Here is an 11,659-nt window from a genome sequence, read left to right as displayed (position 1 = left end):
ATTCTTGGTTTTTGGGTAAAGACCTGTGGTCTTTTATTTTATAGCTATTGCATCTAATGCCTGATGGATATACTGCGGCAATGCAAATGACCCACAGTGTATATCAGGGTTGTAATAACGAGTTTGTATATCACTCGCCTTAAATCGTTGTACGATATCCGCCGATGGCTGCTCACGTAGTTGAGTATTATTTGTAGCCCACGCGAAGGTCATGATCCCACCTATGTAAGTAGGTACGGCTGCACTATAAAAGCTCACATCCTTAAAATAAGGTGTTAAACGCTGATATGTGGTAGTCACTTCGCTTAACTGCATATAAGCCACCCCATTTTGGGTCACTAATATGCCGCCATCTTTTAAACATCGCTTACAACCATCATAAAAGCGAGAGCTAAATAAAACTTCACCTGGCCCCACAGGATCAGTTGAGTCAGAAATAATGACATCAAACTGTTCTTGTGTCGTATTAACGAAGTCAACACCATCGGCAATCACTAAATGAGTACGAGCATCATCAAATGCACCATTAGAGTGGTTTGGTAAATACTCACGACACATGTCAACCACTTGCTGGTCAATTTCAACCATAGTGACATGCTCTATGTGAGGATGCTTTAGCACTTCTCGTAACATGCCACCATCACCACCACCAATAATTAACACACGCTTTGCATTACCATGGGCCATTATGGGTACATGAGCCAGCATTTCATGGTAAATAAATTCATCTGCTTCTGTGGTTTGAATAATGCCATCTAATGCCATGACACGGCCAAACACCTTGTTTTCAAAGATAATAAGGTGTTGATGTTCCGTTTTGTTTTCAAATAAAACCTTATCTACCACAAACCCCTGCAAATAATGCTTGTGCAGCGTCTCCAGATAAGTTTCTCTCTGGTCAATCTTTGTCAGCATTTTTAATTCCTAGCGCACCGCGTTACTTAGAGACTTTACCACGCATCAGATCACTCACATCTGTTCGTGTAGGAGTAAAAGCTTGCTCTAGTATGGGAATGGCTTTATGAGGTTCAGCATCACCACACATAAAAACATCAAACGCAGCAAAGTTACGCTCGGGCCAAGTATGGACACTGATATGAGACTCTGCCAGGACAGCAACACCAGAAATACCCCCGTTTGGAGTAAAGTGATGTAGATGTATATGAAGCAGTGTTGCGCCTGCAACTTCTACAGCATCACGAAGTGTTTGCTCCATGAGCTGAAGGTCATCAAGCTTAGTAGCTTGCCATAAGTCGATAATAAGATGAGATCCCGCAAATGTTACACCATCTCGTGTAATAAAATGGTCTTGAGCATCAAGGGATTCAGGGTGAAGATTTTCGTGGGTGGGCCAGCAGTCAGTTGTAGCAGGAACAACTTGAGCGTGAGTAAGGGTGTTTGGCATTTAAACAAACTCCAATCAGTTATGTGCACAGTGCATCAGGATGATTAGCTGTGCACCATTAGACCTTTAGAACCATAGGTACCTTCTTTTGTGAATTTCAGTTTTCAGTTAAAGCAATCTTGGGTATCTACCCCATCAGTCAACTCGCCGAGTACTTCTCGATTGCAAGCTACTTTATATAAGATAGATTAACTCTTAACGAAAACACGTATCTTCAAATAAAATCTTCTTGCAAGCTCAGGTAAAACACCTGTTGGCTTTTAAGTAAAACAAGGGGAACGCTGAAAAACCAGGACCAAAGTATCACAGAAAAATTACTCTCTGTGTTAATACCTTGTGTGGTGAAGCCTTCCCTAGAGCATTTGTGTTAGAAGATTTTTCGCGGATTCTAAGCATAATCACTGTAAAATGCGAGTGCTTTTTTCGGTATGAACTTGCTTAATCGCGACACCGCATTAAAACGACAGGTGTTTTATAGCAAATAAAAAACGCTCCCCCCCTTTAGCACAAACAAATCGCTAGACAATAAGTGACATAGTAAGAAAGAAAAATGGAACTGCTCCTTTATTGTACCCCTGCAACTATGTCAGACTTTGCTGCGCAAAATACTGCTAAGCGGAAATTTAAGCGATGAAGTACCCTTCTCGCAGAGTATAGTGAGTGAGCTTTTGTAAAGTTTTGTGGTCCAACTCAACCTGAGGCAAACTGAACTCAACTACCAGGAGTGAACGAAGAATGATTAAAAGCTTGTCCCGTTTAATGCTTCCTCTCGTCATCATGCCCGTTATGGCAATGGCTGCTGAATCCTTCCAAGAAGGGAAAGACTATATTGTCTTAGACCAGCCAGTAAAAACCGCTAGTGCTAACAAGGTGAATGTTACAGAAATTTTTACCTATAGCTGCCCTCACTGCTACAAGCTTGAACCCTACATCAACAAGTGGGCTGAAACTCTTCCTGAAGACGTCGAGTTCAAGCAAATACCTGCTGTTACTAAAGGCTTATGGGGGGTGCATGCGCGTCTCTTTTTCACAGTTAATGCTCTAAAATTAGATAAGAACGTGCATGAAGCCATTTTTGAGGCATTTCATAATGAGGGCAATAAGCTTGCTGCCCCAGAAGCCATGGCTAAGTTCTTAACAAAATATGACGTTAACAAGGAAACATTTGAACAAACATTTAACTCTTTTGGTGTGAGCAGCCAAATGAACCTGGCTGCAGCTAAATTTCGTAGTTACCGGCTCACTGGCGTACCTGCCGTTTTAGTCAATGGTAAATACCGAATCAATGCTCCAAAAGAAAAGGTCACTGCTGTTGCTGACTTCTTAATTGAAAAAGAAAGAAAGTTACTGCAAGAAAAGGCAGCTCCTGCATCAACAGCCAAAGTTGAAACAAAAGAAGAAGGCAGTGATGAAGCAAACGTGAAGTCTTCAGCAGCCAAAGAAGACTAACCAATGGCACAATAGACCTGCTTCCCATTATTAAGACAATTTAATAAGCGCAGCAGGTAGCGCCAGGAATGAGGTTTTTATGCTTCAGACATCCGTTAGAACGTTAAAGCAACTGGTTACTTCCCGAGAGCAAGCCCAGCCTGCACGAGCAAATGTGATGTCTGAAAATACCTTACGGCCACCTGCTGTAGTGTTAAGCAACCGGCTTAGAATGTTGAGCTTTAATATCCAGGTAGGTATTAACACTCAGCACTATCGACACTATGTGACTCGCAGCTGGCAGCATGTTTTACCTTCACAGCGCCGTAATGAAAACCTCGATCAAATTGCATATCTGTTAAGAGAGTTTGACCTTGTTGCGCTGCAAGAAGTCGACGGCGGAAGTATTCGCAGCGGTTACATTAATCAGACTGAATACCTGGCACGAAAAGGGCATTTTCCTTATTGGTATCACCAGCTTAACCGAGACCTAGGCCGATTTGCTCAACACAGTAATGGCTTTCTTTGTCGTGCTAACCCCCAGCAAGTTGAAGACCATAAGCTACCAGGTCGCCTTCCTGGTCGAGGTGCAATTGTTGTGCGCCTGGGCAATGAAGAAGAGCATATTATTATCGTCATGATGCACCTCTCATTGAGTCAACGCAGTCGCAATCGCCAGCTTTCCTACATCTGTGACCTTATTGCAGAACATAAACATATCGTCTTAATGGGTGATATGAATACTCATGCAGAGCAGCTACTAGAAAAAACCCCATTACGCTACGGTCATCTGCGACCCGTTCATAATGGTGAGTTTACCTTCCCCAGCTGGCGTCCCTCCCGATCAATAGATCACATCCTTGTCAGTGACAAAATAAAAATAAACGAGGTAAGTGTCCTCAATAAGCGTCTTTCTGATCACTTACCTGTTGCCGTTGAAATAGAGCTACCTTTTGAGCTGACCTTCCCCCAAAAATAAGCCGTTTTAGCCGATAACTTTCCTACCTTAGCCTTTAGGCTCTTCGCTAAGCTGTTATGTTTAAGATTTACCTGCGAATCAGATCAAATGTGCCATGCTTGTAAGGGTGTTAATGGTTCGTGAAGGTTATTGAAAACTAATAAGCCACAGAGCTTTGGCATGAAACAACGCAACAAGTCAGACCATACCAATGAAGATACTTCAGCTGATGAGGCTCGCTTACGCGCCAAGTACTTAGATGCCTTGGAACAGCTTGATCGCTTGGAGCAACAAGCCACAGGCAGCATTGATCAACTGCGTAAGACCCTGCTCGTCACTATTGTTCTATGTGAGGGTATGGCCAAGCCTTTAGATGAGCAGCTACAAACACTAAAGCAAAGTCTTAGAGGAGAAACACTGCAGCTTAATATCAGCCAGCATGTGGATAATTTTCAGCAGCAAGCAGATCGAGTTATTCAAGCACAGCCTCTTGCCAAGTCTTCTGAGGGTTTGGAGGCCATCTTCAGACATCTTCGGGATCATCCAGCATTAGCCAGTCAAAATAAAACCATCAAAGAAAATATTAAACAGCTCCAAAAACAGTCTCTTTTTCTTGCAGAGTTCCCTCACTATATCCAGTCACTAAAAGAGCTGATCACGCAGATTAATGAGCAAGGGGTAAAACATACTGACTCAAAGTACTTGGACACCCCCTCAGAGGAAGAAACAAATGATCGCCCGCTATCATCAAGCACAGATCTTGAAATATCCTCGTCCGTAATTGAACACTTGGACACAGAAGAAAATGTTGTTAGAGAGGCAGAGAGTGATCACTCAGCAAAAACTTCTTTTTGGAAAAAGCTATTTAAGCCATCTGACAAAACCAGCTTACCTAAAGACTTGACACTCCAGCCTGCTGCATCATTAACAGAAACTATAAAAGGTTTACAACCAGCAGGTTCTGATAAACAGGAGCAGATGGTCTTTAAGCGAATTGAGTCTTTGCTTAAAGAGTTCATCAACAGGCTACCCGCTGTTGATTCACTTTCTGATGATATTGACCTATTGAAAACCTTGTTAAATCAACCTTTAACTTGGTATGAACTTCTTCCAACACTGGAAAGCTTGACCGCTGTTGTCATTACTGTCATTCATCAAAATAGGGAAGACTTCCAACACTTTTTGCAAGAACTCAATGACCGGCTCGGTGATTTTCAGCAGCGCTTGATACAAGCTCAAGCAGGTATGAGTGCATCCCTTGACGATATCGCAGCCTTACAGAGTTCTGTTCAGGACAATGTAGGTAGCATTCGCGAATCCATGTCTTCAGCTTCAGACCTGCAAAGTTTAAAACATACTGTCGAAAGCCGCTTAGATAACATCCTTTCTTCGATGGAACGTTACCACCAGCAAACATCAGATCGTACACAAGTAGCTGATCAGCTTAATGTACTGGTAGAGCGCATTGCGAGTATGGAGCAGCATACTAAAGAGCTACAGGCAGACTTAGTGAAAGAACGTGATCGAGCAACCAAAGATCCACTCACCGAGCTGGCGAACAGAGGTGCCTATGAAGAGCGCATTCAACTGGAATATGCTCGCTGGAAACGCTATCAAGCACCATTGGTCATATGTATTGCTGATATTGATTTTTTTAAGCGCATTAATGATCAATATGGCCATCTTGCGGGAGATAAGTTACTAAAAATTTTTGCTCAGCTATTAACCAAACGGCTACGTGAAGTTGATTTCGTTGCCAGGTACGGGGGTGAGGAGTTTGTCATCTTAATGTCCAGTACGCCTATTGAAGATGCTCAGCAAGTCATTGAAGAAGTTCGAAGGCTTATTGAAACCACACCTTTTCATTTTCAACAAAAAGAAGTAGCGGTTACCGCCTCGTTCGGTTTAACAGAATTCAAGCAAGGTGATGACCCTCACAGTGCATTTGCACGTGCTGATGATGCACTTTATAAAGCGAAGCAAAATGGACGCAATCAGTGTTGCATTGGATGATATATCCTTCACGAATGATTTCTAGGTTTTGTTATCTTCTCTCCTCACGCCAATCACCTATTAATATAGGCTTATGGGTAATATAGGCTCATGGGGCTTCGTCACTCGATGGCCGCACCTAAAAACCATTTGTATTGGGTATAAAGTCTGTGGCGTTTTAATCGGACACTTTAGGCATACTACTCATGAGCGTATTAAGCAATCCTCTTGCAGTATCATAAACAGTATCGCCTGGCTTGCCTGTTCCTGTCCCTGATACTGTCCAAATCACTTCATCGTCATCATCAGCCAAAGAAGTAATCGTCAGAGATAAAGTAACCACGGGTTGAGAGTTTTCCTCTCCCCGTTGCCACTCTGTGATTTCGCCACTGAGGTAATAATCAAATGCTTTCTTACGTGCCCATGATTTAGCATTTTGTAAGCGTGCTGCTTCATTCACAAATGAAGCCTCTTTATTGCTAGCAGGCTTTGCAAAATTATTCACCTGTCTTATACCATGAGAAGGCAGTAAAACTGTGATCATGCGTTCTACCTGCTCATCCGCATCCCCTTGATCGGTATAATTAACAAACGGGAGTAATGCCCACCGAGCATCAGCTGAAGGTTGACTCGGTCCAAATAAACCAGACCATGATAATTTTGATAACGAGCACCCTGAAAGCATACCTATCAACAGAGCACACAGCATAAAGCGCAAAGTAGAATAAGCCATCACTCACTCTCTTCTAACAATTGACTTGATGCCACTCAAGGGAAAATCAAGTCTTCAGAGCCTGTTGGCGCAAGTTAGGCAAATTTATCTGCAACCACTGCAGTGCAATAATGGCAGCTGCATTATTAATAACGCCTTTACCTAGCAGCGCAAACGCCTCATCTATTTTAACCACCTGAACACGAATATCCTCCCCTTCTTCTTCCAGACCGTGAATTCCTCCTAGGTTGGAACTGTCTACCAGACCACAAAATAATGTGAGCTTTTCTGAGCTACCCCCAGGGCTTGATAAGTACTCACAAATGGGCATGAGCTGTTGTACATCACAATTAGCTTCTTCTTTTGCTTCACGACATGCTACGTCTTCCAATGACTCACCTGGAGCGACAAGCCCGGCAACTATTTCCAATAACCACGGCTTGGTATCGGCTACCAGTGCGCCAACACGAAATTGTTCTACCAGGACAACACTGTCATGCTGTAAATCCAGTAAAAGTACACCCACTGCCTCAGGCCTTATAAATAGCTCCCTTTGTAAAACAGGGCTCCAGCCTCCTGCAAATAGCTGATGACGAAGCTGGAAGCGGTCAACTTTAAAAAAGCCTGAAAAAACACGTTCTTTTTTAACAACTTCGACACTTGATTGATCAAACGTAGATTGCTCACTCATAAATAAAACCACTTAAAATAGAGGTAACAAGGGTAGAGGCTTAGGCTTGATATAGCTGATGTTGCTGAATGTAATGTAATACGCCAGGCGTCAGTATTTTGCTCAACTGCTGATGTATATGAGTACGCTTTTCATCCTCAGCTTTATAGAAGCTTTGTAGCTTTTCACGTGCTAATGTACTCCGCACTGCTTCCTGTTCTTGCACAACAAATGTTCCCCACTGTTGCTTAATTTCATCAGCCTTATAAAACTTCTGCCAAACCTCAGGCCTTGCGTTGTCTGGCCCAAGAATAAACTGTACCTTGGCGCTGGGAGCATACTGTTCTGACAACAATTTTAGTACATCATAGGTATAGACTGGCTTTTGAGGATGGTTGCTCAACATATCCTGTTCTATACCGCATATCTCAATCTTACAGCTCAGTTTGGGTAAATCTTTTACAAAGCACTTGAGTAGCGCTAGTCGTGAGTGGAAGTCCAGCATCTGTTTATTAAAGGCATGCGCAGCTGCAGGTAACAGCAAAATGGTTGTAAAGTGCGGTGCGGCTTGCTTAATTGCATCCAAGTGACCACATGTGGGTGGGTTAAATGCCGAACCAAATACCCCTATACTGTCCTGAGTCATTCCTACAACCTTTATCTATTAAAGTATATCCACCACGCCAGATATAACTATTTGCTATTAAAATTATGTATCAAGCTGCTTCGACTTAAAGCCTTTCTACCAAAACATTACAAGCCAACTATGCTCGCAAGCACTGCACTCTGTAGTGTCAGAGGCATTAGTCGCTGTAAATCTCTTTACACATCTTAGCATTATATAAAGGAATTAAGTTCATTTTGCTAGGTGTATACCGAAATAACTTGGGTATATCTACTAATATGTGGTGACTAGTATTTTGGTAGGATTTGCGCTGTTAAGACACTCCTTAACTTTATGGAATTTCTTCAAACGCCCTAACACCCCCAATAGTTAGGGCTTTTTTTTGCGCTTAAAAAGTATATGGCATTTTTTTTACAACACCTTTGCCTTAATCTAACTTAAAAGTAGGCGCCTCCCTTAATAAGACGAGCACCTTAGAGATACCTGCCCACTAGCCCCTATCAGACAGAGTATGATGAGTTGTCATGTCTTCACTGGAATACCAAGGCATTAGGCTTAGTAGTAGCTTCCAGCCAATCATTAATGTCCGTCACCAGCGAGTAGTCGGTTATGAGGCATTTATTCGAGGCACTTCAAGACAACATCAATACAATACAACCAGTCCAACAATACTCTTCAACTTGGCGGCACAACTAGACCAGTTGGCAACCCTTGATCAGCTTTGCCGCTTATCACATTGCGAGTCATTTTCAACGCAAGATGCCACTGATAACTGGCTATTTTTCAAACAAACCGCAGATTTAGTCAAACAAGACATCCTTCACTCATATGCGCTTGAGCAGCTCCTTAAGCAAAGTCTACTGCCGCCTTATCAATTAATTATTGAGTTGAGTAAAAAGACATTCGGCGATGAAATGCTGTTAGTGGAGGCAGCCAGCATCTACAAAAACATGGGGTTACTCGTAGCAATTGACGATGTTGAGATTAACAATGTCAGTGCTTACCAGATTGAACGGATAAAACCCGATATCATCAAGCTTAACCTACACAACCACCACGAAACAGCAGGTCAGCATGATGCTAGCCACTTTTTTACAAATATAGTGTCTATCTCTAATGAAGTTGGTAGCCTCTGTATCGTAAGCACAGTAGAAACAGAAAAGCAGGCAGTTTTAGCACTGAGCAGTGGCATTGATTTGCTTCAAGGTAACTTACTCTCAATGCCATCACCCAGCTTATATGCTGGAAGTAGTGGACTTCATCAGCAAGCACAGCAGTTGCAGCATTACCTTTTATAATGACTACACTTGCAGTATTAGTAGGTAAATAGCACAGCGTGTTGCGTAAATCTACGGATTTTGACAAATAACTGGCTAAGCTAGTCTTATCAGACTTATTGAAGTTAACCCCTTTTTGTCTAAGGCAAAGTTAAGTAATATACCCTGACACTTCCCCAACTAAGGTCAGGGTTTTTTTTTGACTGAATCTTATGCCATCATACCTTCAGCGAGTGGCCTTAACGGGGCCAAATAATAAGTTACTCTTCAATGAAGGCCAAATAAAGGGCACCTCTAAACTGATCCGGTATCTGTTTTAGGTGTGATGCCGTTGGTGTTAACACAACACCACACTTAACGTCCACCGAACACAGTACACTTCCAGTGAAAAAACCCCTTTCATTTCATTTAATGCCTTGTATGCTTGATGACACTTGGGCCGTAAGTAAATTGCAACCTTACGTGATGCAGTATGTCTTTTTGAGGAAACATGATGTGGAGATAAACGGCGAATGTATACCTTGAATGCTGTCAGAATTTTTACCTACAACTTCAACCGAGCATTAGACTTTTACAAGCACCAATTAGGCTTACCGGTTGAAAACGTAAATATGGAGGCACAATTCGCTGTTTTTAATACTGGCGAAACCAAACTGGTTCTTGAAACCATCTCAGGTGACGCTTTGGATAAAAGCCAGTTTATCGGTCGCTTTACTGGCATATCGTTAATTGTCAAAGATATGCGTAAAACATTACGTCGTTTAAAACGAAAACACGTCAAACTACACAGTGCACCTGAAAAGCTAGAAGACGGAGTGAAACTGATTCATGTGTATGACCCAGACCAAAATATTCTAACGTTAGTTTCACCCCACTGACTTTGTTAAGACCCTACTATGTTAAGGCCTTACTACAGGTAAACAAATAACTATACAGTCAGTCAAAATCAGTACTTATCTTCAATACCCTTACCCAAATAAACACGTTAACGAAGCAGACCTAAACCACTTTCTCTACTTTCAGCTGCTTCGTTAGGTTATTCACTTCTCAACTAAGTGAATCAAAACCTGCCTCAGGTTAATCCCTCAGCGTAATAGATAATTGTTGGCAAAATAAACGCTCAGGAATAAGGGCTAAGTAGCCCATACTAATAGCTTGGTCGATAAGGTCTGCTTTGCTTTGAGCATTAAACTTGGTTTTCAGTTGATTAATATAAATTTCTACTGTTCGCGTCGATAAACCTAGTACTTGTGCGACTTCTTTTGCGGTTTTGCCCCTTATCAAGTAAAACAAACACTCTGACTGTCGCTCCGTTAGCTTTACTGCACCATAAGACTTATCAAGTATATAGCTGGATTGACTGATAAGATTATTTCCTTGGGCAGCACCCACTTGAATGCGCCCTAGAAGTGTACCAAGCTCAACAGTGGATGCAGATGTAATATCTGCGCCATGAAAAATAGTACCAATTATACAACCATTATCATCAAGTAAAGGGGTTTTAGTAAAGATATAAGCTTTCCACTCGCCACCGGCAAACGGGTGAATATCCAGTACTCTTAACCTTTTATTGGCTGTAATCACTTGCTGATCTTGACGCCGAAACTGCTCTGCACAATTAACCGTATCACAAGGCATATCAAAGTCTGTTCGACCAATAATATCCAAGTGATGATTGAGACCAATTAGTTTTGCATAATCTTCATTGGCATACATAAAGTTAGACTCGGCATCCTTGCATCCCCAGGCACCGGGTAATTGATCAAAAAAACGCGCTAACTTTGGATCAACCTTTTGCACAACCTTACTCCTTTAATGTTTGCACTTCTTGCTCCATTGATGGGTAGTACCAATCCATACCTAACTCATTGGCCCACAAGCAGTCACCTAAATCAAAATGCCACCACTCACAAGAAAAATTAACAAATCCGTATGACTTCATTAAGCCAAATAATAGACGGCGATTGTTGCGTATGGTTTTCCATTGTGACTCATTAAACAAGCTTTGGCTATATTCATAAGGTCGTTCAAAATAATCCGTCACAGCACGTGGCGTCTGTTCATCAAACCCTGATCCAAAGTTTAATTGCTTACCCATATTAATATCGAATAGCGCTAAATCAATAGCACCTCCCGAATTATGAGGAGGAATAGCAAAGCGGGATGGTTCATCAGGATGAGCAACAAATTTCCTGACCTCTGCATTTAGTTCACTTTCAGTCAATGCAGGATAACGACATTGTATTGCCTTTGAAATGGATTCAAAAAGCGAATGCTGCGTTGCTATAGATCGAAAGGCATCGAAAACGATAACCCCCATTGTTTCTGGCAGAACGGTTAATATTGCCTGTAATCGTTTTGCCACCGCTTCCCGGCAATACATATGTTCAGAACAACCGTAATGGCCCTCGTGGAAGTAGCAATTTGCTAACTTTAAGCGTGATGATTGCTTCAGCTCAACGGCACGCTCACATTGTTGTAACTTGATTAGCTGATCTTGATTAATGGTAGGATAATCATGCTCTATCGGTGTATTAATCAACGTTGATAACTTATCATCCATAATCTCTACCCCCATCTTACCGATTAAAA

12 protein-coding genes are annotated in these 11,659 nt (G+C 42.0%); 5 read left to right on the top strand and 7 right to left on the bottom strand.

Annotation, left to right across the window (positions count from 1 at the left end; translation table 11 throughout):
* Positions 1-33 precede the first annotated feature (33 nt).
* On the bottom strand, positions 34-915 hold the full coding sequence (gene speE, locus KHS79_RS22725) for a polyamine aminopropyltransferase (protein WP_233468562.1): 882 nt from the start codon (positions 913-915) through the stop codon (positions 34-36).
* A 22-nt stretch (positions 916-937) separates the two neighbouring features.
* Positions 938-1,405 (bottom strand): adenosylmethionine decarboxylase, encoded by a 468-nt coding sequence (gene speD, locus KHS79_RS22720; protein WP_212722341.1) that lies wholly within the window; start codon positions 1,403-1,405, stop codon positions 938-940.
* A 735-nt stretch (positions 1,406-2,140) separates the two neighbouring features.
* On the opposite strand from speD, the gene KHS79_RS22715 reads away from it, so the two are divergent.
* The 3 genes from KHS79_RS22715 to KHS79_RS22705 all read left to right on the top strand — a co-directional run bounded on the left by KHS79_RS22715 (position 2,141) and on the right by KHS79_RS22705 (position 5,804).
* On the top strand, positions 2,141-2,854 hold the full coding sequence (locus tag KHS79_RS22715) for a thiol:disulfide interchange protein DsbA/DsbL (protein ID WP_212722339.1): 714 nt from the start codon (positions 2,141-2,143) through the stop codon (positions 2,852-2,854).
* Between the two features lie 79 nt (positions 2,855-2,933).
* Complete coding sequence (locus KHS79_RS22710; RefSeq protein ID WP_230413433.1) at positions 2,934-3,812, top strand: endonuclease/exonuclease/phosphatase family protein; 879 nt, start codon at positions 2,934-2,936, stop codon at positions 3,810-3,812.
* A gap of 159 nt (positions 3,813-3,971) precedes the next feature.
* Positions 3,972-5,804, top strand: a complete 1,833-nt coding sequence (locus KHS79_RS22705; protein WP_212722337.1) for a GGDEF domain-containing protein — start codon at positions 3,972-3,974, stop codon at positions 5,802-5,804.
* 157 nt (positions 5,805-5,961) lie between these two features.
* On the opposite strand, the gene KHS79_RS22700 is transcribed toward KHS79_RS22705, so the two are convergent.
* From KHS79_RS22700 to KHS79_RS22690, 3 genes are read right to left on the bottom strand one after another with little or no spacing between them, the layout of a single operon-like run.
* The gene (locus tag KHS79_RS22700; RefSeq protein WP_212722335.1) at positions 5,962-6,516 is read right to left on the bottom strand and encodes a hypothetical protein; all 555 of its coding nucleotides are present in this window, start codon (positions 6,514-6,516) and stop codon (positions 5,962-5,964) included.
* A 46-nt stretch (positions 6,517-6,562) separates the two neighbouring features.
* On the bottom strand, positions 6,563-7,186 hold the full coding sequence (locus KHS79_RS22695) for an NUDIX domain-containing protein (RefSeq protein WP_212722333.1): 624 nt from the start codon (positions 7,184-7,186) through the stop codon (positions 6,563-6,565).
* A 40-nt stretch (positions 7,187-7,226) separates the two neighbouring features.
* The gene (locus KHS79_RS22690) at positions 7,227-7,811 is read right to left on the bottom strand and encodes an adenylyltransferase/cytidyltransferase family protein (RefSeq protein WP_027708786.1); all 585 of its coding nucleotides are present in this window, start codon (positions 7,809-7,811) and stop codon (positions 7,227-7,229) included.
* 503 nt (positions 7,812-8,314) lie between these two features.
* On the opposite strand from KHS79_RS22690, the gene KHS79_RS22685 reads away from it, so the two are divergent.
* Complete coding sequence (locus KHS79_RS22685; RefSeq protein WP_212722331.1) at positions 8,315-9,088, top strand: EAL domain-containing protein; 774 nt, start codon at positions 8,315-8,317, stop codon at positions 9,086-9,088.
* Between the two features lie 491 nt (positions 9,089-9,579).
* Positions 9,580-9,945, top strand: a complete 366-nt coding sequence (locus tag KHS79_RS22680) for a VOC family protein (protein WP_027708788.1) — start codon at positions 9,580-9,582, stop codon at positions 9,943-9,945.
* 199 nt (positions 9,946-10,144) lie between these two features.
* Here KHS79_RS22680 and KHS79_RS22675 read toward each other — a convergent pair whose 3' ends face one another.
* The gene (locus KHS79_RS22675) at positions 10,145-10,867 is read right to left on the bottom strand and encodes a helix-turn-helix transcriptional regulator (protein ID WP_212722329.1); all 723 of its coding nucleotides are present in this window, start codon (positions 10,865-10,867) and stop codon (positions 10,145-10,147) included.
* A 4-nt stretch (positions 10,868-10,871) separates the two neighbouring features.
* Positions 10,872-11,630: a M15 family metallopeptidase gene (locus tag KHS79_RS22670; RefSeq protein WP_212722328.1), complete on the bottom strand. Its 759-nt coding sequence runs from the start codon at positions 11,628-11,630 to the stop codon at positions 10,872-10,874.
* Between the last annotated feature and the right edge of the window lie 29 nt (positions 11,631-11,659).

This window comes from Zooshikella ganghwensis (genome assembly GCF_018263875.1).
Taxonomy (GTDB): domain Bacteria; phylum Pseudomonadota; class Gammaproteobacteria; order Pseudomonadales; family Zooshikellaceae; genus Zooshikella; species Zooshikella ganghwensis.
Note: the sequence above shows the minus strand (reverse complement) of the source record. Positions and strands in the feature narration are given on the sequence as shown.